Annotated in this window: 35 protein-coding genes and 2 pseudogenes; 32 read left to right on the forward strand and 5 right to left on the reverse strand. The window is 52.5% G+C overall.

The window, feature by feature from the left end:
• Positions 1 to 25: 25 nt before the first annotated feature.
• The 4 genes and pseudogenes from HV107_RS19910 to HV107_RS19925 form a co-directional block, all read right to left on the reverse strand.
• Positions 26 to 439: pseudogene (locus HV107_RS19910) on the reverse strand (ArsA-related P-loop ATPase); the annotation flags it as partial.
• A pseudogene (locus HV107_RS19915) lies at positions 439 to 777 on the reverse strand (sigma factor); the annotation flags it as partial. The pseudogenes HV107_RS19910 and HV107_RS19915, both read right to left, overlap by 1 nt.
• 8 nt (positions 778 to 785) lie before the next feature.
• Positions 786 to 1499 carry an arsenical resistance protein ArsH gene (gene arsH / locus HV107_RS19920; protein ID WP_182060509.1) on the reverse strand — a complete coding sequence of 238 codons (714 nt, stop codon included), beginning with the start codon at positions 1497 to 1499 and terminating at the stop codon, positions 786 to 788.
• A complete protein-coding gene (locus tag HV107_RS19925) occupies positions 1489 to 1824 on the reverse strand; it encodes a helix-turn-helix transcriptional regulator (RefSeq protein ID WP_182060510.1) in 336 nt (111 codons plus the stop codon). Before HV107_RS19925 ends, arsH begins: the two co-directional genes overlap by 11 nt.
• 208 nt (positions 1825 to 2032) lie before the next feature.
• On the opposite strand from HV107_RS19925, the gene HV107_RS19930 reads away from it, so the two are divergent.
• From HV107_RS19930 to HV107_RS19965, 9 genes are all read left to right on the forward strand, one after another.
• A complete protein-coding gene (locus HV107_RS19930) occupies positions 2033 to 2266 on the forward strand; it encodes a DinI-like family protein (protein WP_182060511.1) in 234 nt (77 codons plus the stop codon).
• Positions 2267 to 2305: 39 nt separating this feature from the next.
• On the forward strand, positions 2306 to 2551 hold the full coding sequence (locus tag HV107_RS19935; protein WP_182060512.1) for a hypothetical protein: 246 nt from the start codon (positions 2306 to 2308) through the stop codon (positions 2549 to 2551).
• A 130-nt stretch (positions 2552 to 2681) separates the two neighbouring features.
• Positions 2682 to 2888 carry a hypothetical protein gene (locus HV107_RS19940; RefSeq protein WP_182060513.1) on the forward strand — a complete coding sequence of 69 codons (207 nt, stop codon included), beginning with the start codon at positions 2682 to 2684 and terminating at the stop codon, positions 2886 to 2888.
• Positions 2873 to 3241 carry a RusA family crossover junction endodeoxyribonuclease gene (locus tag HV107_RS19945; RefSeq protein WP_409050230.1) on the forward strand — a complete coding sequence of 123 codons (369 nt, stop codon included), beginning with the start codon at positions 2873 to 2875 and terminating at the stop codon, positions 3239 to 3241. The genes HV107_RS19940 and HV107_RS19945 overlap by 16 nt, the downstream gene beginning before the upstream one ends.
• Positions 3241 to 4260 carry a DUF968 domain-containing protein gene (locus HV107_RS19950; protein WP_182060515.1) on the forward strand — a complete coding sequence of 340 codons (1020 nt, stop codon included), beginning with the start codon at positions 3241 to 3243 and terminating at the stop codon, positions 4258 to 4260. Before HV107_RS19945 ends, HV107_RS19950 begins: the two co-directional genes overlap by 1 nt.
• A gap of 12 nt (positions 4261 to 4272) precedes the next feature.
• On the forward strand, positions 4273 to 4878 hold the full coding sequence (locus HV107_RS19955) for a hypothetical protein (protein WP_182060516.1): 606 nt from the start codon (positions 4273 to 4275) through the stop codon (positions 4876 to 4878).
• Between the two features lie 310 nt (positions 4879 to 5188).
• Positions 5189 to 5392 carry a hypothetical protein gene (locus HV107_RS19960; RefSeq protein WP_182063553.1) on the forward strand — a complete coding sequence of 68 codons (204 nt, stop codon included), beginning with the start codon at positions 5189 to 5191 and terminating at the stop codon, positions 5390 to 5392.
• A 67-nt stretch (positions 5393 to 5459) separates the two neighbouring features.
• On the forward strand, positions 5460 to 5651 hold the full coding sequence (locus tag HV107_RS27360) for a TrmB family transcriptional regulator (RefSeq protein WP_259349641.1): 192 nt from the start codon (positions 5460 to 5462) through the stop codon (positions 5649 to 5651).
• 147 nt (positions 5652 to 5798) lie between these two features.
• Positions 5799 to 6851 (forward strand): site-specific DNA-methyltransferase, encoded by a 1053-nt coding sequence (locus HV107_RS19965; protein ID WP_182060517.1) that lies wholly within the window; start codon positions 5799 to 5801, stop codon positions 6849 to 6851.
• Positions 6852 to 7172: 321 nt separating this feature from the next.
• Here HV107_RS19965 and uspF read toward each other — a convergent pair whose 3' ends face one another.
• Positions 7173 to 7607, reverse strand: a complete 435-nt coding sequence (gene uspF, locus HV107_RS19970; protein ID WP_182060518.1) for a universal stress protein UspF — start codon at positions 7605 to 7607, stop codon at positions 7173 to 7175.
• A gap of 645 nt (positions 7608 to 8252) precedes the next feature.
• Here uspF and HV107_RS19975 point away from each other — a divergent pair.
• From HV107_RS19975 to HV107_RS20080, 23 genes are all read left to right on the forward strand, one after another.
• The gene (locus HV107_RS19975; RefSeq protein WP_014071190.1) at positions 8253 to 8594 is read left to right on the forward strand and encodes a phage holin, lambda family; all 342 of its coding nucleotides are present in this window, start codon (positions 8253 to 8255) and stop codon (positions 8592 to 8594) included.
• A complete protein-coding gene (locus tag HV107_RS19980) occupies positions 8578 to 9021 on the forward strand; it encodes a lysozyme (protein ID WP_182060519.1) in 444 nt (147 codons plus the stop codon). The genes HV107_RS19975 and HV107_RS19980 overlap by 17 nt, the downstream gene beginning before the upstream one ends.
• Positions 9022 to 9035: 14 nt before the next feature.
• On the forward strand, positions 9036 to 9563 hold the full coding sequence (locus HV107_RS19985) for a hypothetical protein (protein ID WP_182060520.1): 528 nt from the start codon (positions 9036 to 9038) through the stop codon (positions 9561 to 9563).
• A 225-nt stretch (positions 9564 to 9788) separates the two neighbouring features.
• Positions 9789 to 9953, forward strand: a complete 165-nt coding sequence (locus HV107_RS27120) for a YnfU family zinc-binding protein (protein ID WP_220458414.1) — start codon at positions 9789 to 9791, stop codon at positions 9951 to 9953.
• 379 nt (positions 9954 to 10332) lie between these two features.
• On the forward strand, positions 10333 to 10695 hold the full coding sequence (locus HV107_RS19990; protein ID WP_182063554.1) for an HNH endonuclease: 363 nt from the start codon (positions 10333 to 10335) through the stop codon (positions 10693 to 10695).
• A 345-nt stretch (positions 10696 to 11040) separates the two neighbouring features.
• A complete protein-coding gene (locus HV107_RS19995) occupies positions 11041 to 11475 on the forward strand; it encodes a P27 family phage terminase small subunit (protein WP_182060521.1) in 435 nt (144 codons plus the stop codon).
• A gap of 33 nt (positions 11476 to 11508) precedes the next feature.
• The gene (locus HV107_RS20000; protein ID WP_182060522.1) at positions 11509 to 13224 is read left to right on the forward strand and encodes a terminase large subunit; all 1716 of its coding nucleotides are present in this window, start codon (positions 11509 to 11511) and stop codon (positions 13222 to 13224) included.
• Positions 13218 to 13397, forward strand: a complete 180-nt coding sequence (locus HV107_RS20005) for a hypothetical protein (protein WP_182060523.1) — start codon at positions 13218 to 13220, stop codon at positions 13395 to 13397. Before HV107_RS20000 ends, HV107_RS20005 begins: the two co-directional genes overlap by 7 nt.
• Positions 13397 to 14656 carry a phage portal protein gene (locus tag HV107_RS20010; RefSeq protein ID WP_182060524.1) on the forward strand — a complete coding sequence of 420 codons (1260 nt, stop codon included), beginning with the start codon at positions 13397 to 13399 and terminating at the stop codon, positions 14654 to 14656. Before HV107_RS20005 ends, HV107_RS20010 begins: the two co-directional genes overlap by 1 nt.
• 32 nt (positions 14657 to 14688) lie before the next feature.
• The gene (locus tag HV107_RS20015) at positions 14689 to 15606 is read left to right on the forward strand and encodes a S49 family peptidase (protein WP_182060525.1); all 918 of its coding nucleotides are present in this window, start codon (positions 14689 to 14691) and stop codon (positions 15604 to 15606) included.
• A gap of 68 nt (positions 15607 to 15674) precedes the next feature.
• Positions 15675 to 16970 (forward strand): phage major capsid protein, encoded by a 1296-nt coding sequence (locus HV107_RS20020; protein WP_182060526.1) that lies wholly within the window; start codon positions 15675 to 15677, stop codon positions 16968 to 16970.
• 57 nt (positions 16971 to 17027) lie between these two features.
• Positions 17028 to 17480, forward strand: coding sequence for a hypothetical protein (locus HV107_RS20025; protein ID WP_182060527.1), 453 nt, complete (start codon positions 17028 to 17030; stop codon positions 17478 to 17480).
• The gene (locus HV107_RS20030; protein ID WP_182060528.1) at positions 17461 to 17784 is read left to right on the forward strand and encodes a head-tail connector protein; all 324 of its coding nucleotides are present in this window, start codon (positions 17461 to 17463) and stop codon (positions 17782 to 17784) included. Before HV107_RS20025 ends, HV107_RS20030 begins: the two co-directional genes overlap by 20 nt.
• The gene (locus HV107_RS20035) at positions 17781 to 18122 is read left to right on the forward strand and encodes a head-tail adaptor protein (protein WP_182060529.1); all 342 of its coding nucleotides are present in this window, start codon (positions 17781 to 17783) and stop codon (positions 18120 to 18122) included. The genes HV107_RS20030 and HV107_RS20035 overlap by 4 nt, the downstream gene beginning before the upstream one ends.
• The gene (locus tag HV107_RS20040; protein ID WP_182060530.1) at positions 18103 to 18483 is read left to right on the forward strand and encodes a hypothetical protein; all 381 of its coding nucleotides are present in this window, start codon (positions 18103 to 18105) and stop codon (positions 18481 to 18483) included. Before HV107_RS20035 ends, HV107_RS20040 begins: the two co-directional genes overlap by 20 nt.
• A 5-nt stretch (positions 18484 to 18488) precedes the next feature.
• Positions 18489 to 18899, forward strand: a complete 411-nt coding sequence (locus tag HV107_RS20045; protein WP_259349642.1) for an HK97-gp10 family putative phage morphogenesis protein — start codon at positions 18489 to 18491, stop codon at positions 18897 to 18899.
• 17 nt (positions 18900 to 18916) lie between these two features.
• The gene (locus HV107_RS20050) at positions 18917 to 19390 is read left to right on the forward strand and encodes a phage tail protein (RefSeq protein ID WP_182060531.1); all 474 of its coding nucleotides are present in this window, start codon (positions 18917 to 18919) and stop codon (positions 19388 to 19390) included.
• A gap of 57 nt (positions 19391 to 19447) precedes the next feature.
• The gene (locus HV107_RS20055) at positions 19448 to 19792 is read left to right on the forward strand and encodes a phage tail protein (protein WP_182060532.1); all 345 of its coding nucleotides are present in this window, start codon (positions 19448 to 19450) and stop codon (positions 19790 to 19792) included.
• Between the two features lie 228 nt (positions 19793 to 20020).
• Entirely contained in the window at positions 20021 to 22993 is a 2973-nt protein-coding gene (locus tag HV107_RS20060) for a phage tail tape measure C-terminal domain-containing protein (protein WP_182060533.1), read from the forward strand.
• Positions 22993 to 23343 (forward strand): phage tail protein, encoded by a 351-nt coding sequence (locus tag HV107_RS20065; protein ID WP_182060534.1) that lies wholly within the window; start codon positions 22993 to 22995, stop codon positions 23341 to 23343. Before HV107_RS20060 ends, HV107_RS20065 begins: the two co-directional genes overlap by 1 nt.
• A gap of 81 nt (positions 23344 to 23424) precedes the next feature.
• Positions 23425 to 24174 carry a phage minor tail protein L gene (locus tag HV107_RS20070; RefSeq protein WP_182060535.1) on the forward strand — a complete coding sequence of 250 codons (750 nt, stop codon included), beginning with the start codon at positions 23425 to 23427 and terminating at the stop codon, positions 24172 to 24174.
• Positions 24175 to 24176: 2 nt separating this feature from the next.
• Positions 24177 to 24893 (forward strand): C40 family peptidase, encoded by a 717-nt coding sequence (locus tag HV107_RS20075; protein WP_182060536.1) that lies wholly within the window; start codon positions 24177 to 24179, stop codon positions 24891 to 24893.
• Positions 24874 to 25476, forward strand: coding sequence for a tail assembly protein (locus HV107_RS20080; protein ID WP_182060537.1), 603 nt, complete (start codon positions 24874 to 24876; stop codon positions 25474 to 25476). The genes HV107_RS20075 and HV107_RS20080 overlap by 20 nt, the downstream gene beginning before the upstream one ends.
• Positions 25477 to 25480 lie beyond the last annotated feature (4 nt).

Genomic DNA, 25480 nt, shown 5'->3' on the forward strand with positions numbered 1-25480 from the left:
GAAGATGGGGCCGCAGCCCCATCTATTAGCCTGCCATTTTTGCCAGCAGAGCCGCACCCACTGGTTCCTCGTTCTGCAGTGGTGTTAATGCAATACGCTTTGCAAACTGATCTGTAACGTCATTTATCAGCGGCAGTTCGCAACTGGCTCGGATTACGAGGAACGGTGAGGACGGTTTCGCAGCAGCCAGACTACTATTAATTACCCATGCCCATGGTTCAATTCCGGCCCGGCGCAAATCCTGCTGCAGGTTTGCCGCTTCCAGTACAGGGGGCGTTTCGGCAAGCGTCACGATAATCACCTTTGTCTTCTCCGGGTTCTGCAATTGCATCATTGGCGTCAACACATGGCCATGCGTTTGCCTCATCTGGCGCACCATTTCCTGATGGTAGGCTCCGGTCGCATCAAGCAGTAGAAGCGTGTGACCGGTCGGTGCTGTAAAGCCTGTAATGTTTCAGGCAGGCAAATATCCAGCGTTGAAATTGCATCAGGGGATGCGTCTGTTAATGGGGCATCTTCTTCCAGCTCAACAAACTCCCTGGTGGTGCGGTAATCATCAATCAGCAGATTCCTCGCCGCCCGATACAGCCAGGCTCGTGGATTCTCCATCTCGCAGAAACTGTCTGAATGAGCGCGGGCACGCAGGAATAGCTCTTGCAGAAGGTCTGCTGTTTTTTCGCTATCACCTGTCTTCGATGTCAGAAAGCGAGAGAGTTCGGCTTCATGTTGCCGCCAGAACACGCTCATGCAGTTGTTGAATGCCGTTACATCACTCATACCAGCCCTCAAATTTTGCTCTGATTAACTCGCCGGGAAAGTTCTTCTGCCGACTCTTTTCGTTCGCTGTAGCGATCAACGAGATAGGCTGAGTTACCTCGGGTCAGCAGAGTAAATTTCACCAGTTCTTCCATTACATCCACGATGCGGTCGTAATAAGACGATGGTTTCATTCGTCCATCTTCATCAAACTCCTGCCAGGCTTTTGCCACAGAGGACTGATTCGGGATGGTGATCATCCGCATCCAGCGGCCAAGAATGCGCATCTGGTTTACGGCATTGAAAGACTGAGAGCCACCGCAGACTTGCATAACGGCCAGTGTTTTACCCTGCGAAGGGCGAACAGCGCCTTCTGAAAGTGGTATCCAATCAATCTGGGCCTTCATGATGCCGGTCATCGCACCATGGCGTTCAGGAGAACACCACACCATCCCTTCGGACCAACGAACCAGCTCACGCAACTCCATGACTTTGGGATGAGAATCTGGTGCATCGTCAGGAAGAGGCAAGCCTGAGGGATTGAAGATCCGCACCTCTGCGCCCATGGCAGTAAGCAATCTTGCTGCTTCTTCCGTTGCCAGTCGGCTGTAAGAGCGTTCACGTACAGAGCCGTATAGCATGATGATTCGCGGCGGATGAGGGACTGTAGGAACACCGAATCTTGCCTCTGTGATTGAGGTGTCGAACAGTTTTTCTTCAACATTTTTTAATTCATTGGGCATTTTGTTCTCCGAAATCACTATTAATACATTGCTGTTCGACTGACTCTGCACAGCACTCTTCTGTCAAAAAGGAAATCAGTGCTCCAAGATTTTCATAGCAGGCGTGGCAATACAGTATTCTTCCCTGTCGCTCCTGACGAACCAGTGATACTGATATCAAGGAAGATAGATGGTGACTCAATGTGGATGCAGGGATCTCAAGTTGCTTTTGTAGTTCCCCTACTGCCATCCCCTGGGGACCAGCTTTGATCAATTTTTTGTATATCCCGAGCCTTGTCGCATGTCCAAGCTCTTTCAGCACAGTTGCCGCAAAGTTCAGTTCCATACGTCTCCTTAGAATTAATTCTATATTTCCAGAATAATGGAAATATTGTCTTGCTTCAATACTATCTTCTGTAGTTGCGAGAATCCGAAGAGGATATCGCCTTCCTTCCACTTACGTCTGCCTATAGCATTTCGTGCTGTTAAGTCGTTGATCTAATTTACACATAGGTGTACTGTATAAATATACAGTTAAAGCGGCGGAGGCATTTATGAAAGTTGAGTTAACCATTGATCGTACTAAAGAACTTCCAAAGGGCGCAGTCCCGGCGCTGGAAAAAGTACTATTAAAACGACTCCAGAATCAGTTCGAAGATTGCAGCCTGGTTATACGACGGGCAGGTTCGGATGGGTTAAGTGTTTCCGGTGGTGAAAAGGAAGTTAAGAAGAAAGTTGAGGAAATCCTCCAGCAGACCTGGGAAAGCGTAGACGACTGGTTTTATTGATACAGTATTCAATAACTTTCCAGTGTGGAGGGGGGATTGGTGAAACAAAAAGAAGAATTACCGAAAAAGGGCTATGCAGTAATCAGGTGTCACGATGGTGTAATCGTTGCACGACTGCAATCATTTCCAGACAGTGGGCGCGCGATTATGTACAGACGTGGTGATGAGGTTTCATTTATGCCGTTGCAGGAAGATGAGGTGGTAGGAACACCGACACTCTTTACGCAGATGCTTGAGCGGGCTGGTTATCGCGTTTCCAAGAATTCTGTTACACTCCCGTCATAGGCCTGAACACCCTATACCTGCTGCGCCACTGGAGAGATACCATGGCGCAAAAACCAAACAAGAATAAATCTTTACTGACCCCTCAAAGGGCCAGCGGTTTTCTTTTGATGCCACTCCTGCAGGAGGTGGCATGAAGAAAAGCTGGTTCACTCACACCGGGCTTACAACGGAAGAAGCCAGTGAGCTGGTGGAACGCTATAAATCCAAAGGCGTTCCCGTTGAAAAGAGCCTCGATATTGACCCTCGGCTTTGGATAGTTAGCGCTCTTCTGCCGCAGCAAGAATCCTCACCTAAGACACAGCAAAGCTTGCGTTCCCGGGCATGGGGGCGAGTGTGACAGTCTACAACATAATCCCTGTGGGTAAGCCGCGTATGACGCGTGCAGACAAGTGGAAGAAGCGCCCAGAAGTAATGCGTTACTGGGCTTACTGCGACCATGTCCGGCTCCTGGGTGTCACTATGCCCGAATCCAATTCACACATCACCTTCATCATTCCAATGCCAAAAAGCTGGAGTAAGAAGAAGCGCCAGCAGTTTGATGGTAAGCCACACCAGAGTAAACCTGACTTCGATAACCTGGTTAAAGCACTCTCCGATGCCATTTATGAAGATGACGCTCATATATGGGATGCTCGGATTACGAAGCTATGGGGTGAAATCGGTCAGATCATTATCAGGAATATCGACTGATGCGCGCGCTCCTTCAACCTGTAATCGTCAGAGAGCTTGGTGTTGTGCTGTTGAAGCCCGGCAGCGAACTTATGAGTTTATTTGGCGGCGGTAGGGTGCTGATTGAGCGGCAACCAGAGAGTATGGCAAATCTGGAAACCGGTCGCGTTCCTGATGCCCGGCAGCCTCTCGGCGATGATACAGCGCTTCGATCTTTTTTTCTGAATGACAAAGTGATTCATGCCGCTGGTGGGATTAGTGGTCTGGATTATTGGTTGCTTCGGTACGCTGGTGGACGTTGCCAGTACGAGCATAGTGATTATCACTATCACGAAATGACCGTCATGCACCATGAGCCCGGTTCAATTCTGCTTTGCGGTTACTGTGACAACCTGCTGCGTGGCCAGCATACGGAAGCTCTGGCGTCGCTGGCCCGCCAAAATGTAATCTCCTGGGTTCTGAACTCCATTCGCGTGGCTCTCAGTATAGATAATGCCCGGGAAATATCGCTTGCTGAATTGAGCTGGTGGGCAGTTCGCTACGGCGTGACGGATGCCCTGCCAGAATCAGCCGTGCGTAATGCGTTACGCCTGCCTGATGAGGGTAAAATTGGCCGCGAAAGTGACATAACACCTAGCGTGCCTGCCACCAGCATCCTCGCTGAAAAAGTGTCGAAAGTAACCCTGCCAGAACCACTACCAAAACCTATCGTTGGAGTTTTGGTCGATCCAGAACCGCCTCAGTCATTTATGCGCCGACCTAAACGCCTGCGCTGGCAATGTCGAGAGTATCTGGCATGGGTAAAAACTCAGCCCTGTGAATGCTGCCACCAGCCATCAGACGATCCGCACCACTTAATTGGCTGGGGGCAGGGTGGTATGGGTACAAAAGCCCATGACATCTTTGCAATCCCGCTTTGCCGCAAACATCACACCGAACTACATAACGACCGGCTGGCATTCGAGCGCAAATATGGCTCGCAGCTGGAGATGATCATTAAAGTGCTGGACCGGGCCTACGCGCTCGGCGTTCTGGCGTAAGGAGCGAACAGGATGACACCACGTCAACGCCGTAATCATATTGAAGCGCTGGGTAAAGCAGCGACTGCGCCGCGTAAAAGCTGGCTGGGTAAAAGCATGCTTCTGACAGGTATTCAGGCGGCATGGATTAAGTCATTGCTTACAACATGGGGAGAGGGTGTAAGCGGAGGAGCAGCCCCACGTCTACCCCGTGCACATGCCTGCTGGGATGTCCTTAAGGGCGGGCGATGGTCAGACAAGGCATTGTCTCGCTTTACGGTTGCACTCGAACAAGCTCGGGGTGAAGGATTCAGAGGGCCGCAGGCGCTTAATCGTGCCCACGCAATCCTTTGGCCACAGCCAGCCACCAGCATCATTGATGAAGCCATGCACGATGATGACGTTGATTTTGTCGAGCAGTCAGTGCTGCAGGCGCTTGATGTAAATGACCCGGTTTATATCGTCGGCCTGCAGTATTACACCACACGCAAAAAAATCTCAGACATTACGCGGGAACTACAGTCGATCGCACCGTGGCTAACGGATTGGGAGGCCAGAAAACGAGTTCGATGGTGCCTGGAAATTTTCAGGGCTAAGGTCTTTTTGTCTACGCGGAAACTCCTGGCTGAGCAGAGCTGAATTAGTGTCTTTTAGCTTTTCGTGCTTTATTTTTATTTAGGCATTGAAAACGAGCCATAAATTTAGATAATCCATTCATGCTTGGCAGAGCTGCGCCGCGATGGCAGCGAACTTAAGCGACAATTTGAAAATAACGAGAGCCCCGCCAGTCGGGGCTTTTGCTTTAAGGCGATACGACAGGGGTATTCGCGAGGTGCATTGCATCAGTACCCCTGTCATATCGCCGTACTTCATTTAACTTTCAGTATTTCTAACGCCAGTTGGATTTAAAAAGATCTACACTTCCATAAAGTGATGGAGGTTCATGGATATGAAAGAAGGTTATTACTGGATTCAACACAACGGTGTCGTTCAGGTTGCTTTTTACTCCGAGGGGGTTACTGAAGACCTGGAAACTGGAAACGTCATTCATGGGATATGGCATCTCACCATTGGCGATGATATTTGTAACAATGGTGAAGCCGAGATATTAGAAGGCCCCTTGAAATCACCGGTTCAAAATAAACTTTGGTAAGGAAAACTTGCTGTTATCAGCGACCAGAGTTATCTGTGTGTCACGCCCTTAAAAACAGGTAAAAGACATGCAAAATCAACCGTATATGACCGCAGAAGCAAAGGCGGTTTTTAACGAATTAAGCACGTCACCAGCTACCGCTGGAGAAATTGCACAGAATACCCACCTTAGCTGTGAAAAATGCCAGTTCATACTTACGCAACTGGTTATAGCGGGGCTATCAGATTATCAATTCGGATGTTACAAGCGCCTCCAGTGATGGGGGCTTTTTTTGTGGAATGGGCGGCTGGTGGGTGTTGTAGCACCCGGCCAGCCATTTGCTCATGTTGAAGGTCACAAGCGAACCAAGGCCCACCGCTTTAGCGCTAAAGCATGTTGAGCCTATCAGAGACCCGCTGACTGATCTATGAAAAATACTGTAAAAATATCCAGTGCAAAATTAGTGAACGCCGATTGTCTTCAGTACCTTGCGCAACTTCCCGATGACTCTATTGACCTCATTGTTACTGACCCACCTTATTTCAAGGTTAAGCCGAATGGCTGGGATAACCAGTGGAAAGGGGATGAGGATTATCTCCGCTGGCTCGATATGTGCTTGGCACAGTTCTGGCGAGTGCTTAAACCTGCCGGCAGCCTTTATCTCTTCTCCGGCCACCGCCTGGCGTCAGACATTGAGATCATGATGCGTAATCGGTTCAACATCCTGAACCATATCATCTGGGCGAAGCCTTCAGGCCGCTGGAATGGATGCAATAAGGAGAGCCTTCGCTCTTACTTCCCTGCGACGGAACGCATTCTTTTCGCTGAGCATTACCAGGGACCATATAAGCCGAAAAGCGATGGATTCAGTGAGAAAAGCAACGAGGTTAAACAACACGTCATGGCCCCGTTAATTTCTTACTTTCGCGATGCCAGAACTGAGCTGGGGGTTACTTCCAGGCAAATTGCAGACGCCACTGGAAAGAAAAACATGGTGTCCCACTGGTTCGGGGCCAGCCAGTGGCAATTACCAAACGAGCAGGATTACAAAAAGCTGCAGGAATTGTTCACTCAGATAGCAATTGAGAAACACCGCGCTTCTGAACTACAAGCACCTCACCACCAGCTAGTGGCCACGTGGCATTCGTTGAACCGGAAATACCTTGATCTGCTGGAAGAGTATAAATCTCTTCGGCGGCATTTCTCTGTGACAGTAGCCGTGCCATATACCGACATCTGGACCCATAAACCCGTCCAGTTCTACCCAGGTAAACACCCGTGCGAAAAGCCCGCTGATATGCTGCGGCAAATCATCAACGCCAGCAGCAGGCCCGGCGATGTTGTGGCCGATTTCTTCATGGGTTCGGGATCAACTGTTAAAGCAGCGATTGAACTGGGCCGCCAGGCTATTGGCGTAGAACTGGAAGAGGACCGATTTGACCAGACGGTAAGTGAGGTAAGGAAGCTGGTAGAAGAATAAACGTATGGTCGCGGAAGCGGCCTTTTTTTTCCCCTCATATTTTCTGAGAGGATTAACCGCAATAAGAGGGGGCTAAATGTCCGATCCTGTATCTGGTACTACGGTAGCAGCTGGTGGCCTCACGGGGGCTGTATGTTTATCTTGGTTACTGGTTTAAATTGCGTTATAGCATCACTTTTCCTAGGGATACGACAGGGGATTCGAATTTGCACTACATCAGTCCACCCCTGGCGTATCGCCTGACCTCCGTAAACCTGAGTTTATATAATTTTACTCAGGAGTAATAACTTTCCTTGCCAGCATGTTGCGGAATTCAGATTGCTACCTAACGACCAGAACAGGGCATTTTGCGTGCCGAACAACATCAGCAGCGTTTGAACCTAAAAGATAGGTCGTTATGTTAGGGCGATGAGAAGCAATAATAATTAAATCTGCACCAATTTTATGCGCGAATTTGAGAATTTGGTCTTTAGGTGATCCGTCGGCAATGTGAGTCTCAATTTTTTCTACAGGTAACCTGAATTGTTTAACAATTTCATTGAGTTTTGATAAAGCACTTTGTCGTATTTCATTAATGCTTGGCATTTCAGCTGAATATGCCAAACCTAATGACGTATAAAATGAATGGAAAGGAACAACTGCAAGAAAATGGACTTTGGTTGTATTAAGTACTGCATGTGTCTGAACGTAAGGAATAACCATGTTTGTCAGGTCTTCCTCGGCAATGTCAATTGGAACCAAAATAGAGCTGTACATTTGACCCTCCTGCGCGTTTTTTGTTCTCTTAGAGAATAGTACATCCATTTCAGGAAAGCAGAGAACTAGCGGACAAAATAGCAGAGGCAAGGATTCGCCGGCTTAAAAAATAATGAGTTACATGGTTTTACAGGGATGTTCTTGCGATTTAGTGAACGGCGAAAGCATTAATGCATGTACATTTCTGATTGTAATCAATGAGATGCGTCGAGAGTGTAGGATATCTTGATTATCTAAAAAATGCGGAGAACGACATCATCCTTCTCCGCAAAAGTAATGATACTGCTTTACCCAATTATCTGTCTTATACCTGCGGAAGTCAGCGGACATAAATTAAATTATATAGTAACAAATGGCAACTATATTAATGTTTAATTATTCTTAAGGGTTGAAGTGTTGCTATAAAAGAAACTTATATAGATTTAAAATGTAGTTGTCGATATTGTGGGTTTAGCTGTCTAAGATTCAAGGTCCTTTACTGTTCTCATGAATGAATTTAGTTTAGCGATTCTGAATTTGAAGAACTATATATGGATAAAATACGTCACTAATCTGGTGTTCTTGCACCAAAAGAATGAAGGTCGCCGTCGGGCGACCTTTTTTATTTCAAAACACAGCACCCGCAACCTGGCGAGGTGAGAGACTATGAAAATGCATAACGATCCCCACTCCTGGACGGAGTTTATCGAATTACTCCACAGCTGGTGGCGCGGTGAAACGCCGATGGGTGCCGTATTGCTATCGGTGGTCATGGCTGCCATGAGAATTGCCTACGGCGGCGGCGGCTGGAAAAAAATGATTCTTGAGGGCTCCATTTGCGGAGCGCTAACTCTTACAGCTGTATCAGCTCTTGATTACTTTAACCTTCCCCAGTCTCTGTCAATTGCTATTGGCGGAGCGCTGGGGTTTGTTGGCGTTGAACAAGTTAAAGCTGTAGCTGGCAGGGTGTTTAGTTCTCGATTCGGAGGCGGTGATGCAAACCAGTGACAAAGGGATTGCTCTAATCAAAGAGTTCGAAGGATGCAAACTTACCGCTTACCAGGACAGTGTAGGGGTATGGACGATCGGATATGGCTGGACTCAGCCTGTCGATGGGAAACCAATCCGCGCTGGGATGACCATTAAGCAGGATACCGCCGAGCGCCTGTTGAAAACTGGTCTGGTGAGTTACGAAAGCGACGTCTCTCGTCTGGTTAAAGTTGGGCTGACACAGGGTCAGTTCGATGCGCTGGCGGCATTTACGTATAACCTCGGAGTTCGCTCGTTGTCGACTTCTACACTGTTGCGGAAACTCAACGCTGGTGATTCCGCTGGCGCTGCTGACGAGTTCCTGCGCTGGAATAAAGCTGGTGGAAAAGTCCTGAATGGGCTGATTCGTCGGCGTGAGGCGGAGCGTGCTCTGTTCCTGTCGTGATTACTCTGGCGGATATGAAAGCTGCATGGCGTTCGATATTGCTGGTGGCCGTAGTGGTCGTTGTTGCCGTGCTGCTTGTTCTGCTGGCAAACAGCCGAACCGATGTAGCTACGTTGCAGAGTGATAATGACGTTCTGCGTAATGACAACACTTTGCAGGGGACGGTTATCGCAACACAGGCTCTTAACTTCAACCGTTTTAACCAGGTAGCCGAACACGCAAACCGACTTTACTCGCTGATTGATGCCAGCACCGATAACACTGTTATCGAATACCGGGAGATACTCCGCCGTGAAAAAACCTGTGATCTGCCTGTTCCTGCTGATGTTGCTGGTGGGTTGCTCGAATACGCGCACCGTTTACGTGCCAGCGCAATGCGCCCCGATACCAGCAACGCTGACGCAACCAATGATAGCGCCACTGCCCCCGGCTCAATAACTTACTGTCAGGCCGTCCTCTGGATTAAGCCGCTGTTGGCTGTGATTGAGAAAGGCAACAATAACTTGGCTGGCATACGTCAAATTGAGCAAGAACGTCAGTGACGCTTAAACAAAGCGTGTGAGACGAAATGTCAGAAAAAAATAGAAATTCGAAAATGAGGTCTTTGATTTTCAAAAGGAGTGTTCATTGAATTGATTAGTGTTGCGATTAATTTGAATCTGGGAATAGAGCATTGGCTAAGTGATTAAGTGCTATGAGTAATGTCTTTGTGCTTAAAAAGTAATCAACTGTGATAAGATAACCCTTACTCTTATAGGGGGTAAATTATGTCATTCTTCGATTATGCACTTAAACGTGTTGAAGCAGCGACCAAAACAACAGTGACTTGTCCGATATGCGGACATAACTCTAATCATCCGACAACAAAGGTACGGCGGGAACAGCCCTTGCTCTGTCCTCGATGTAAATCATTGTTTGTAATTCATCGATAATATTCTGAGCTGCTGAATATAACCGTCTCGTGGCGGTTTTTTGTTGCCATCACCATGGGCTACCACATAGTGATGGCAATATCCCCTCTAAGGGATAAAACACTAAATATCCCTTGTATGGGATAAATCGGCCTCGCAACCTGCGGGGCTTTTTTATGCGCATCGCACGCACACATCTAAGAAAGTCTTTCAGCTGTGAGCCTGTCCGCGCAGGCTCTCGTTATTTATGAGTTTTGAAGGCAAGCTCTGCTTCCTTTCTTCTTGTGACTTTGTCTTATCCCTTACTGGGGATAACTCAGCAATTATCCCCACCAGCGGATAAAGCTAATCTCTGAAGTCGGAAAAATGAACAAGCTTAAACATAAGGTTGGTCGTAGGTATGCCCCCACGTATCAAAAGGCCATGCAGACACAAAGGCTGTGCTGAGCTTACAAATGACTCAAGCGGCTATTGCGTCCGGCATCGGCAGCAGCATGTTGGAGAAGGATGGCGCAACTACCAGAACGGTAAAAGCCGGCAAGAGCGTGGTTACGGGCGTCCCTGGGAAGTTAGGCGCGCACGTATTCTTCAGCGAGATAAGCATGTATGCCAGGAGTGTCGACGTGTTGGTATAGCAACACGTGCGAGTACCGTCGATCATATCATCGCTAAGGCGCACGGTGGAACGGATAATGATGACAACCTGGAGTCACTGTGCTGGCCATGCCATAGGACGAAGACCGGGAAGGAGCGTATCCGATGAGCTATACCCGTTGCACCTATTGCGGTTCACATCTGCACACGGGCGCTAACTGCCCTAATACGTGGGGCGGTTCATCACGGCGTGTTAGCCTGCGCTGCAGCTATTGTGGGAAGTCCGGGCACAACTCAAAGGCTTGTCCTCACAACGCGAGCAGCGGGCGTAGGCGCAGCCTGAGCGACGACTTCCACCTCGATTGAGGCGGGGGCAGCAGCGCGGCGCTGGCGACAGGGGGTAGGGGGGGCTAAATCCCCAACCCCTTTCGCTTTTAAGGACTGCCGCTTCCGGTAGTTTTTTGCGTGTGAGAAATAAGAATTTTTTTTTTGATGATATTTGAGGTGTTTCGCTATGAGTACCGGAGTGAGATCGCCGGGTGGAGGTCGTAAGCCGAAGAAGACCGGATCGCAGTTAAGTTCTCTGACTCGTGCAGTTTCACCGCCAGATGAACTGTTGGGTGAGATGGCGATCGATGCCTGGAAACGAACCTGCAAAATTCTCATTAATCATGGTTCGTTCGAAATGGAGGACTGCTATTTGCTGATGGAATATTGCAACACGGTGCAGCTCCTTTTCGACGCGAACCAGGAAATAAAAGCTGATGGGATTGGGGATGAAACTGCTGCCGGTGGGCAGAAAATGGGGGCCGCAGTAAAGGCGCGGGATAAGTATATCTCACAGCTTATCCGTCTTAGCGTGGTCCTGAAACTTGATCCTAACAGCAGAGCCAGAAAACGCACGCCGGGCGAAGAAAGTAAATCCGGCAATGAATTTGACGAATTTTGATTGGGGCAATGGTCCCAATTTTAGGGACTTATTATGGCCGCGTACCCGAGCGTCAATATGGCGAACCAGTATGCGCGGGATGTGCTGAACGGGAAAATACTCGCCTGCAAGACCATCCAGCTGGCATGCCAGCGCCATTTTAATGATCTGAAAATTTCTCTCGATAAGGATTATCCCTACCGTTTCGACCGTGAACTGGCGGAACGCGCCTGCCGTTTCGTTCAGCTATTACCACACTCCAGCGGCGATTTGGCTGGTCAAAAACTGAAGCTGGAACCCTGGCAGGCGTTTGCATTTGGCTCGATTTTTGGCTGGGTCACGAAAAAGACCAAAAAACGCCGATTTCGCGAAGCGTATATCCGGGTGGCCAGGAAAAACGGGAAATCGTTTTTCGCGGCAGGTATAGGCACGTACATGTTCTGCGCTGACGGTGAAAACAGCGCCGAAGTGTACTGCGGGGCCACCACGATGGCGCAGGCGAAAAAGGTCTTCACCCCAGCCAGGCAGATGGCAGATCGCCTTCCGTCGCTTCGCTCAAAATTCAGTATTTCGGTCTGGGTTGACAGCCTGACCCGTCCGGACGGTTCTCTGTTCGCGCCTATCGCCGGGAAGCCTGGCGACGGTGACAGCCCTCACTGCGCGATCATTGATGAATATCATGAGCACGATACGGATCACATGTATGAAGCCATGACGCTGGGTATGGGCGCACGTTCGCAGCCGCTGACGCTCATCATTACCACAGCGGGTACGTCGCTGGAATCGCCATGCTATGACAAGGATAAACAGGTCAAGGAGATGCTTAACGGGCATGTCCCTAACGAACGCCTGTTTGGCCTGATTTATGATCTCGATGAAGGGGATGAATGGACCGACCCGACCAACTTCATTAAAGCGAACCCTAACCTCGACGTGTCGATATCGTATGACGATCTGCTGGCGGAGATGGAGGTCGCTAAACAGGTTCCGCGTAAGGTCAACGCCTTTAAAACGAAGCGCCTGAATATCTGGGTATCCGGTAAAGCCGCGTTCTACAACATGACGCAGTGGCATGCTGCCGCCGATAAATCCCTGCGCTACGAGGACTTTGCCGGCGAGGATTATTACCTCGGTCTGGACCTTGCCCAGCGGCTGGATCTTAACGCCGGTGTTGGCGTTTTCGTCCGCGAAATTGAGGGTAAGAAACACTACTACTGCATCAGGCCGAAATTCTGGGTACCGGAGGACACGGTCCGGAGCACGGATCCGAAAATTGCCAAAACTGCAGACCGATATGTGAAGTTTGTCGAAATGGGGGCGCTTGAAGCGACAGATGGAGCAGAAGCGGACTATCGCGAAATTCTGGCCAGCATCATCGACCTCCAGGAGATTAATAAGGTCCGCATCAGCGAGATTCCCATCGACCCCAGCGGTGCCACGGCACTCAGCCACGAGCTGCAGGACCACGGGTTTGAACCCATTTCTATCCGGCAGGACTACACCAACATGTCGCCGCCTATGAAGGAGCTGGAAGCGGCGCTCGCTGGCGGGCGGTTCCACCATGACGGAAACCCCATCCTGTCATGGTGTATCAGCAACGTTATTGGAAAAAATGTCCCCGGTAGCGACGATATAGTCCGGCCTACGAAAGGCGACAAACAGTCAAAAATTGACGGCGCGACAGCGCTGTTTATGGCAATAGGCCGCGCAATGCTGAACGGTCGGGCCAGCAATCAATCCGTTTATGATGAGGAAGACGTCGCATGTTAACGGCAATTATTACCTTTATGATCGGCCTTCTTGGCGCGGCGCTTATCTCGGTTGGCGCGTGGATGGTTTTTCCGCCTGCAGGCGTTATTGCTGCAGGCGTGTTTTGCCTGCTGGCATCCTATTTTGCAGCCAGAGCCGCTGCACCAGCGAATGATTTACCGGGGGGTAACTGATGTTCATTCCTCAGTTCTTCCGGGGCAGGTCGCGTCCGGGAGGGAGTAACTGGACAACGGTTCTCGGGAGCGTCAGTGCCAGCAAGAGCTCATCGGGCATGCTGGTGACGCCGGAAACGGCAATGGGGATCGGGGCCATTCGCGCCTGTGTGACGCTCCTTGCAGAATCCATCGCCCAGCTGCCCTGTGAGCTTTACCAGCGCGACGAAAAAGGCGGTCGACGCAGGGCAACGGATCACCCCCTGTACGATGTGATCCATTCGCAGCCGAACAGAAAGGACACCAGCTTTGAGTATTACGAACAGCAGCAGGGCGTGCTGGGGCTTGAGGGGAACAGCTATTCCCTGATTGACCGGCACGGCAACGGCGATATCGCTGAATTGATACCGATTAACCCTAAAAAGGTCATCGTCCTGAAAGGGCCGGACGGGATGCCGTATTACGAGCTGCCTGAGCTGGGTGAAACGGTACCGATGCGCATGATGCATCACATCAAGTATTTCTCGCTCGACGGGTACATCGGCACCTCGCCGATTCAGACGAACGCGGACGTTCTCGGGCTGGGCATGGCGGTTGAGCAGCATGCTGCGCAGGTGTTCGCCCGTGGCACCACGATGTCCGGCGTGATTGAACGCCCCAAAGAGGCCGGAGCCATCAAGAGCCAGGCGTCAATTGATAAGCTTCTGGCCAAATGGACGGACCGCTATTCCGGCGTGAGAAACGCCTTCAGTGTGGCGTTGCTGCAGGAGGGAATGAGCTATAAGCAGCTGTCTCAGGACAATGAAAAAGCGCAGCTGCTGCAATCGCGCCAGTGGACGGTAAACGAGGTGTGCAGGCTTTACAAAATCCCGCCACACATGATTCAGCTTCTCGACAAATCGACCAACAACAACATCGAGCACCAGGGTCTTCAGTACGTGATGTACACGCTACTGGCCTGGCTGAAGCGCCATGAAGCGGCAATGATGCGCGATTTGTTGTTACCCAGCGAGCGTCGAGACTTTTACATCGAGTTTAACGTCTCGTCGCTGCTGCGCGGCGATCAGAAATCGCGTTACGAGTCCTACGCGCTGGGCCGTCAGTGGGGCTGGCTGTCGGTCAACGATATCCGGCGCATGGAGAACATAGCCCCGGTAGAGGGCGGTGACACGTATCTGACGCCGCTGAACATGGTTGATACCAGTACCGTTCACGGGCTGGATAAAGCGACTCCCGCGCAGTTAAGCGAAATCAGCGCAATCCTGCAGCGAACTGCATAAACCTGATTATCAGGCTCTCACAGGTATACACAATGTCGAAATTAATCAACCTGCCGCACCTGGCTGACCAGGTGTTCGGGGTGCCTCATTACGCCACGCGGCAAATCATGGATTCGGTGAAGTCGATCCTGGTTCCCCGCCTGCAGGGCATGAATGCGGCCCCGATGGAAATGGCCCTAGGGCCGAATGATTCACAGGAAACGAACGAACCGCAGCAAGGTGGTGTCGGCGTGGGTGTTATTCCCGTCCACGGCATCCTTGTCCCCCGGCGTGGCCAGATTGTGAATATGTGTACGGAGCTGAACAGCTACGAGCGTATTCGCGGCCAGCTGACCACGCTGCTGAACGACCCGGGTATCAAAGAAATCGTGCTTGATATTAACTCGGGCGGCGGCGCGGTATCGGGCTGTAAGGAGCTGGCGGACTATATCTACCAGTCGCGCAACGCGAAGCCCATCACGGCCATCGTGAACTTCAGCGCGTTCTCTGCGGCGTACTTTATCGCGTCAGCCTGCAGCAAAATCATCGTCAGCGAAACTAGCGGCGTGGGCTCCATCGGCGTCATTCTGGAGCATATGGAGTTGTCGAAATGGGAGGAGAGTGTGGGGCTGAAATTTACCACGTTCTCGCGCGGCGATAACAAGAACAACGGCTCCCCACATGAACCGCTGACGGAGCTGGCCACGTCCCAGATACAGGCGATGATCGACGGCGCGTACCAGACGTTCACGTCCTCCGTCTCGCAGTATCGCGGCATAGATATCGACGCCGTTATTGGCACCCAGGCCGCGCTGTATTTCGGGCAGAACGCCGTCGCTGCAGGGCTGGCAGATGAGATGTCCGATCCTCAGTCAGCCATCAACGCGATTGCCGCGAAATACAAACCCTCGTCCCAGCAATCCAGTATCCAGTTACGTGCCGCTGCAATGGATCAGCAGGCCCGTATGTAACCCGACGCGAAGCGTCACCGTAAGCAGCCAGATGGCTGCTTTTTTTATGCGTAAAAGAGAGAAAAACGATGAACAAAATCGAAGAACTGCGTCGCCAGCGTGCGGGTATTAACACTCAGGTTCAGGCCCTGGCACAGATTGAAATGAATGGCGGCACGTTGAGCGCGGAGCAACTGGAGCAATTCACTGGCCTGCAGGCTCAGTTTGATGAGCTTTCGGCGTCCATTCAGCGTCTGGAAGCGGCAGAACGCCTAGCCGCCACCACGGCGATTCCGGTGAAGGCTGCGCAGAACGGTCGTAACGCACCGTCTGTGCAGGTCAAAGCCGAACCGGCACAGTACAAAGGCGCAGGCATGACCCGCATGGTGATGGCCATCGCGGCAGGTAAGGGAGACCTGCAGCAGGCCGCTGCGTTCGCTGCGGAAGACCTGAACGATCAGGGGCTGTCGATGGCGATCACCACTGCTGCCGATTCCGGCGGCGCGCTCGTTCCTCAGAACATGCAGAACGAGGTGATTGAGCTCCTGCGCGACCGCACCATCGTGCGTAAACTCGGGGCACGAAGCATTCCGCTGCCGAACGGTAACCTGGCGATCCCGCGACTGGCCAGCGGCTCAACGGCAAGCTATGTCGGTGAAGGCAAGGATGTGAAGGCGAGCGGTGCGACCTTCGATGACGTCAAACTGAACGCCAAAACGCTGATCACCATGGTGCCGCTTTCCAACCAGCTGATTGGTCGCGCCGGGTTCAACGTTGAGCAGCTGGTGCTGGGCGATATCATCAGCGGCATCTCCACCCGCGAAGATAAGGCGTTCCTCCGCGATGACGGCACCAACGACACCCCGAAAGGGATGAAGGCCGTGGCCACGGCGGGTAGCCGCACGCTTCCATGGGTTGCGGATGAAGACGTGAACCTGCAGACCATCGATACCTACCTTGATGCGCTGATCCTGATGGCGATGGACGGTAACAGCAACATGCTGAAGTGCGGCTGGGGTATGTCCAACCGCACCTACATGAAGCTGTTTGGCCTGCGCGACGGGAACGGCAACAAGGTTTATCCGGAAATGGCAGTGGGTAACCTGAAAGGCTATCCGATTGAGCGCACCTCAACTATTCCAGCGAACCTGGGCACGGGCGGCAAGGAGTCTGAGATTTACTTTGCTGACTTCAACGATGTTCTGATTGGTGAAGACGGCGCAATGGTGGTCGATTTCTCCCGCGAGGCGACCTACATCGATGCAGAGGGGAACACCGTTTCCGCGTTCGCGCGTAACCAGTCCCTGATCCGCGTCATCATGGAGCACGATATCGGCTTCCGCCATATCGAAGGCCTGGCGCTGGGTACCGGCGTTACCTGGTAAAACTCCGACAATCGTGATTAACAGCCCGCTGTGCGGGCTTTTTTACAGGTGAACATCATGGCTCTTAAAACCAAAAACACTCAGAAAGAAGATACCGCCAACGACACCAACGCCGAGCCTGCGGTAACGACCGCAGCGGCGGCTGATACTTCGGCACCGGCAGCAGACGTTAACACCGGTTCTGCAGGCGATGCCGGTGGTGACGGTGATGGTACCGAACCAGGTCCGGACGGCGACGATACGGATTCAGGTAGTGATGCGAAACAGGACGAAACCCCAGAGGAACGTATGTCAAAACTGACTGGAAAAGTCGCTTCGGTACAAAACGGGCGCGTTGCGGTGACTTTCCTTGGACCGTTCAGCCGCTACAGCCGTGGCGATGTGGCCTGCTTTGACAGCGCCGTCGCTCAGGACATGGTGGACCGAAATATCGCCGTCTGGGCAAAAGATGCAGAACGCGCCCTTCAACCGAATAAGGACGATGACGCGCATGATACTGACATTGGCTGAAGCCAAAACCCAGCTGCGCCTCGAGCTGGATTTTGATGAACACGACAGCCTGCTGACCAGCCTGATTGACGCGGCTCAGCGCAGTATAGAGCGCAGCTACTACTGCAAGCTGGTAGAGAGCCAGGCGCAGCTTGACGCACTGCCTGACGGTGAGACGGGTTACATCATTGATGAAGATATCAAGCTGGCCGCGAAGATGATGGTCTCGCAATGGTATCTGAATCCCACCGGCACGGCAGAAGGTTCGCCGTCCGATTTGGGCGTTGAGTACCTGCTGTTCCCGCTAATGGAGCATACCGTATGAGTGCCCCCCTGCGCCCCGGCGAGCTGAACTGCCGGATAACACTCAGCTACATGGAAACAGAACGCGGCGAGCTCGGCGAGACGCTTCCGGCCCGTGAGGTGAGCGCCGGAAAGGCCTGGTCCAAAAAGGAGCTGGTCTCCGGGCGGAAGGTCCGGACGCTGGACCAGCAGCAGGTCGTCGAAACGTGCCTTTTCACGCTGTACCTGCGTAAGGTTGACGTGGACTGGAAGGTATCGACAGCGGACCGGGTATATACCGTTCGTAACGTCGAGCGCCTGACGGATCGGATAATTATCACCGGAGAGGCGGATTCACGGCATGATCGAGCCAGCAATTAAAACCGCCGTCGAGCGGATCACCGGGCTGGATACGTACCCGCTGCTGCTTCCGGATACGGTACAGGAAGGCGCGACGTTCCAGCGTATTTCCGACCCGCAGGTCGGTGACGGACTGAGGCGGACCGGGTTGTCCGAGGTACGGATACAGATTTCGCTTTATGTTGTCGACCGGTACACGTCGCTGCTTCAGTTCGACGGGGCGCTCTGGGCTGAATGGAAGGGAATTGTTCATGGCCAACTGGAGGGGCAGCCCGTCCAGTACGTTGAGCGCGGAGGCATACAGCAGGGGAAAACCACGTTTCCCAACAATCGCATCCAGTATCGGCTGGTTCGCGACTTCATCTTCACCGTTCCGGAGTAAACACCATGCAGATGGACATTAAGTTCCCCTCCGGGAAGGAGTTTGACCGGCTGCTGGAAAGCATCGACAAAAAAGTCGGGGTGAAACTCCTGCGCGATGCCGGACGCGCTGCGCTTGCGGTCGTTGAGCAGGATATGCGGCAGCACGCCGGTTTTGATGAGGAAAGCATCGGGTCGCACATGCGTGACTCCATCAAAATCCGCAGCACCAACGTGGCAGAGACCTCGCGCTATAACACTATCGTTACGCTGCGCGTCGGTCCCAGCAAAATTCACCACATGAAAGCGCTGGCGCAGGAGTTCGGCACCGTCAAACAGGTTGCCGCCCCCTTCATTCGTCCGGCGATGGACTACAACGTTCAAAAAATACTTATAGTGCTGGCCGCAGAAATCCGGCTGGGCCTCGAAGGGCGTTAGCAATCAGGAGAGAGTAAATGGCAGATCCAGAAATCAAATCCCCGTCAGAGTACGCGGTACTCCCTGCGGGTACCGAGGTTCGCTACGGTCAGAAGGGCGCAACCATTACCACCGCAGCGCTTCTGCAGAGCGCTATGGGGATTGGTGCCACGGGGAAAAAAGGCACCTTCCTCGAAGTGACGCGCCTCATCGACACGGAGCCGAAATACATGGCCGACATGGGCGAGGGCGAGGATAAAACGCTCGTCTTCATTGACGATCCATCCGATACCGTGCAGGAAGCGCTGCTGAGCGACGCCGATGCGAAAAAAACGGTGGTCTTCTTCATGAAGTTCCCAAACAAGCGCATTTCAGAAGTCGAACTGGTGCTGGCTGGCTGGAGCCTGCAGGCCGTTGACACGCCGAAAGGCAAAGTGCTGCAGGTTGAGGTCTACGGCAAGCAGAACAGCGTTAAATGGTCCGTTGAGCAGCCATCCGGTGGTGGCGAGTAACCTTCTATTTCCCCGCGTCGGTAGCGGGGTTTTTACTAATGAAACAGGATAAAAACCATGAACTACAAATCTCTCGTTAATCCGCTTAATACCACCGTTGAACAAACGCTCCTGGGCCAGAAAGTGTATCTTCGTCGTCTGACCAGCGCCGAGCTGGATGACTATAACGACAAAGTTGAAGTCGGGCGTCAGGCCAAACTTCCGTCGCGAGAACTGTCCGCGATGGGGGTAAACCTGTTTCTGGCGGCGCTGGTCAATGAAGACGGCAGCAAGCCAAAAGCCAGCGAACTGCCCACCGCCGACCAGCTGATGGCCGCGCACTCGAACACCGATCTTCTCGACGCGGTCACGCTCGTTCAGCGCCATTCTTACGGCACGCTGGAGGAAGCCACAAAAAACTAACCGACTCGCCCCATCTCAGGTTGCTGTTCACGCTGGCGGACCGATGGGACGAGAAGGACCCCCGCAAAATAGCCGAGCTTCCGGCGAACATACTGACCCACTGGCAGGCCTATTTCGATCTCCTGAAAACGGAGGCCGAAACGCCAGCGCCGGTTAACTCCCCTTCGGTGACTGCTGCGCAATCTGAAAGCGACCAGCAGTTCGCTGACTGCTTCAGGATATTAGGACATGGCTGCTGACGTTGCGTCGTTGGCTGTCGCGCTGCATCTCAACTCCGCCAGCTTTAAATCACAGTTTGCTGATGCTATGCGAACGGCGGACAGCAGCGCCCAGCAATTTAACAGGAAAGTCCAGACGGACAATCAGAAAACCCGGCAGTCGTTTGAAGGGCTGGGCAAGGGGATTACCGGGCTGGACGCCGACTTTAACAAGCTTGGCAAAACGGTCGACAAACGGCTGACCGGGCTGGATGAAATGCGAGGTCTGCTGGCCAACATTTCAGCTGGCAGCAACGTTGCCGGAAGTTCTATCACTACGGCGCTGGTTTCGGCCCTCAGCGAGGGTATGAGCACCGCGCTGGATAACAGCATTACGGGCCTGAAATCCCAGCGGCAGGCTCAAATTGAGTTTACCCAGGCGCAGATAAGTGCCGCGCAGGGCTCGGTTGAAAGCGCCAGGCAGCTGCGTGCTGAAGCTATTGAGAAGCAGAACATCGCGGTAAAAACCATCGAGGCCGCGCGCGCCGACCGCGAGCGCGCCTATGCGCTTGATGAGCATTTTGCCAAACAGGCCGAGGTGAACAAGCAGTACGGGCTGGCCGTCAGCTATGAGGCCGAGCACGTTAAAAACGCCCGAACCATCCAGGAGGCGAATCTTGCTGAAGCGAAGGCGAAGGGTATTCTTGCAGAAGCGACGAAAACGGTGCTGACGGCTGATATTGCCGAGTCTGCCGGGAAGCAGCAACTGGCCACCTCAACGCGGCAGCTGGCCGTGGTCAGCCAGGAGCTGTCGTTAGGTCAGCGAGCCGCTGCAGCCAGCGCGGGCCTGCTGCGCGGCGCGATGGCGATGGTCGGCGGTCCTGTCGGGCTGGCCGTCATTGCCGTCGCCGGTGCGGTGACTGCGATTTACTCGGCCTACTCCAACAGCGAAGCGGTCATTAAAGGGTATACGCAGGCGTTACAGAAATCCGGCCAGCAGTCCGTTATGTCGGTGATGTATCTGCAGAACCTGACCTCCAGCCTCGGTGATTCGGATCGTGCCGTTAAAGCTGTTACGGCATCCGTGTCGGTGGGGTTCGGCGGCACTATGCTGGAGCAGGTCGCCAGCCTCGGCACGCGAATGGAGGACATAGGGCAGAGTTCCGACGATCTCGTGTCGCTACTGTCGAGCCTGAAAGGCGATCCGCTGCAGGCGCTTCAGAAGCTTACCGACCAGGGGATTTTGCTCAACGGCAGCATGATAGACCAGATAGTCACGCTCGAGCGCCAGGGGAAAAGCTCTGAAGCAACGGCGCTTCTGCAGCAGGCGGCGATGAATGACCTTGATACAAAACTTAAGGAGCAGGAAGCGAACGTAGGTGGACTGAAAGGCGCATGGAAATCGCTGAAAGACTTTGTGTCAGATGCGTTTAAAACGATGGGCGATGCGCACATAGCCACCGCACAGGCGATGGCTGCCGGTGCAGGAGCTGACCTCAATACCACTCCTGACCCTGCGATTAAGCAGCGTGAAGAGGCTGAAAAGCAGTATCAGGCGCAGAAAAAGCAGCGGGAAGAAATCTCGAAGCGTCTGAAAGATGAAAACACGCTTTCAGGGCTGCTAAAAGCCGGCACATCGCGTGAAAAAGAGCGGGCCGATGCCGTTGCGCTTGTTAATGCCAGTTTCACCAAAGGAACGGCTGAATACACGCAGGCAATGCGCGGCATCGACAAAATGTATGCCGAGCAGAAAAAATCCCGCGAGAAGACGTACAGCGACGATGCTGCGACTACCCGCCTGAATCAGCTTCGGCAGGAAGAGGCTGCGCTGCGATCCCAGAACGAACAGACCGAGACGCTGACACAGTCGGAAAAGAAACTGGCGCAGTTCAACCAGGAAATCGCGGACCTTAAAGAGAAGCGTATCCTGACCGCTGGCCAGCGCAGCATTATGGCGCAGGAAACTGAGCTGCGTCACCAACTGGAAATTAACGCCAGCCTGGATAAAGCCAACCAACAGCGCAAACTCGGCCTACAGATTCAGGAGCAGAACCAGGAGCTTTACCGCTCAACGCTGCAGCTGCAGCAGGAATATGCGAACAGTGTCGCCCAGATGACCATGAGCTCCGATGCGTATGACCAGATGGTTGCTCAGCAGCAGGTTCGGGAGCGTTTTGCAAAGCTCCGGGAAGAGCAGGATAAAACTATTACCGATCACAGTTCCGAACTGTACCGGAAACAGACGGAGGTGCTGAGGGATGAAGAGCACAAACAGCTGGAAATTGTGCGTAGCGGTGCTGAGCGGAAAAAACAGGTTGAAGAGTCCTGGTATGACGGCATGAAGAAAGGGCTCACAGACTGGGGCCTCGACGCTGAGAATCAGTTTACCCAGGTTCGCAACATCGCCGTGAATGCTATGGACGGCATGGGGACCGCCCTCTGGGATGTCGCATCGAAGGGAAAAGGGGATTTCAAATCGCTGGCCGTGTCGATTATTGATGATATTGGCAAAATGATCACGAAGATGCTGATGATGAACGCCATCAAATCTGGTGCATCAGCTCTTGGCATCAGTAGCTGGTTTGGGTTCGCTGATGGCGGTTATACCGGCGACGGTGGCAAACATGACGTAGCCGGTGTGGTTCACCGTGGCGAATGGGTAGTGCCGCAATCGGTAGTAAATAAGCCTGGAATGCTCGGCTTCCTGAATCAGCTTACATACGGCAATGGCTATGCAGAAGGGGGGCTGGTTGGCGGCGGTATAGCAAAACCATCCGGCGAAGCATATTCGCAGCCTTCTGCTGGCCAGGGCAGCATCCACTTTTCTTTAACTATTCCGCTGCAGGTCATTCAGCAGGGCGGCGCGAGCCAGGAACCTTCCTCAAAAAGTCAGGAGCTTCTGACCAGCGAAACCAAAGCCCGACTCAAGCAGCTTGTAATTGAAACGCTTGACCGCGAACTGGCCAACGGAGGAATGATTGACACCAAAATGAGGACGACCTGATGGCATTGCAGACGTTTACCTGGTCTCCGCGTAATGGTCCAACGGCAGACATAAAGTACCGAACCAGCAGTGTGCAATACGGTGATGGCTATGAGGCAGTAACCGGAGACGGCATAAATCCGGAGACGCAGTCGTGGCCATTAACGTTCACCGGTATGAATGAGGATATGAAGCCTGTGCTCAAGTTTTTGCGTGAGCATGGCGAAGTCAAAGCATTCAAATGGACTAACCCTTTAGGGGAGATAGGTCTCTACCGGGCATCACAACTGAAAGTCACTGCTCTGGATTTTGCGCGCATGACCATTACAGTCACATTTGTCACGGCATATAGGGCAGAGCCACATAGCTAACCAATTAACTGTTCATCCATATGAAACCCCGCATTGCGGGGTTTTTGTTATAGGTGCCACATATCCACATTAGAGGGTTTTATGGGGATAACTGCTGACGATCAAAAACTTGAACCCGGCAATAAGATCATCCTGTTTGAAGTCGATGGCTCTGCGTTCGGAGCCGATGTTCTCTATTTCCACAACCATGCGATACCTTACACGGAGGCTGAGATTATCGCTGCCGGCAATGATGAGTCAAAACTCCCCGGAAAGCCGATTTACTGGCAGGGCATCAGATACGATCTCTGGCCATGTCAGATTGAAGATATTGAAGCGAACGGAGAGGGTGCACCGGTGACTCCCAAATTATCCGTTGGGAATCTGGATGGTTCGATTTCCGCGCTGTGCCGCCTGTTTCAGGATATGAAACAGGCAAAGGTCACCATTCACCGAACGTATGCACATTACCTCGATGCCAGTAACTTTCCTGACGGAAACCCGCAAGCCGATCCGACAGCCGAGCAACTGGAGGTGTTTTATATCGACAGTAAAATCGCAGATAACGAAACTGACGTTCAGTTTAAGCTGAGCTCGCCTGTTGACGTTACTGGGCAAAAGATTCCGGCAAGGCAAATGACCAGTCGGTGCGCCTGGTGCCTGCAGGGCCAGTATCGTGGCGCAGATTGCGGGTATACCGGATCTCGGTATTTCGACAAGTTCGGCAATCCGGTTGATAACCCTGCGGATGATGTGTGCTCCGGTACGGTCGCTGGCTGCAAGCTGCGCTGGGGGGAAGATGAGCAGCTGCCGTTTGGCGGTTTTCCGGCAATTGCGATCACAAGGATTTAATCATGCTGAGCCTGCGACTTATTACCGCAATTGAAAAACACGCTGCTGTAGCCTATCCCAATGAATGCTGTGGCCTGATTATTCGCTCAACGCGCCAGCGCCGGTACATCCCCTGCATTAATTCACACGAACACCCCACCGAGCACTTCATGATTTCTGCGCAGGCCTGGACGGATGCAGAAGATATGGGGGAAGTGCTGGCTATCGTCCATTCACACCCGGATGCGGGGCCACATGCTTCTTCCGACGATCTGAAATCGTGCCATGACTCCGGATTGCCATGGGTGATCATGTCGTGGCCAGGCGGCGAGTTCACGGTGACAACACCGGCAGACAAGCCCCCGATTCTTAAGCGGCCTTTTATACACGGTAGCTGGGATTGCTACGGACTTATCCGGGACTGGTACCAGCAGGAGCAGGGTATCGAATTGCCTGATTTTCACCGTGAAGATAACTGGTGGACACGCGGCGAAAATTTATACGTTAAACATTATGCCGAAGCGGGATTTTATTCACACGCTGACGAGCTGCAAGTGGGGGATGTGATCCTGATGCAGTATAAGGCGGAAGAAATCAATCACGCAGGCATCTATCTGGGCAACGGGAAAATGCTGCACCACATGTACGGCAGGCTGAGTGAAGTCGTTCCCTATGGCGGCATGTGGCGCGAGAGAACAATGTTGACCCTGAGGTATCAGAATGGCGATGAATACAGTTGAGAAAATGGTGCTTGTGCGGCTCTATGGCAAACTTGGAGCTTTATTCGGACGTGAGCATCGTTTGTCAGTCTCATCGGTACGGGAGGCCATCAGGGCGCTCTGTATCATGCTTCCCGGCTTTGAGCGCTGGCTTGATACGAGTGAAGGACGAGGCGTTACGTACAGCGTCTTTAACGGTTCCCGTAACATAACTGCAGAAGAAATGCGCCTGAATGGTGTGCATGATGTTATCAAGATTGCGCCGGTGATTATTGGCAGTAAAAAAGCCGGGGTATTCCAGACCATCTTTGGTGCTGTGCTGGTAGTGGTTGGCTTTGCGCTGAGTTTTACGCCAGCGGCAGTGGCTTCACCGTTCCTCTACAAAATGGGGGCTGCGATGATGCTTGGGGGCGTTGTCCAGATGCTCACGCCCAGCGGAACACAGGGCATGACGATGGACTCCGGTGATACCCGGAAAAGCTATTCGTTTGGCTCCCCAATCAACCAGTCGGCAGCCGGAAACGGCGTCAATCTTCTCTACGGTAAGCGTCTGATCGCTGGTGTTCTTATCAGCGGCGGCATCTACGCAGAAGAACAGCAATAAAGCT

Source organism: Enterobacter sp. RHBSTW-00175 (assembly GCF_013927005.1).
In the GTDB taxonomy this organism is placed as follows: domain Bacteria; phylum Pseudomonadota; class Gammaproteobacteria; order Enterobacterales; family Enterobacteriaceae; genus Enterobacter.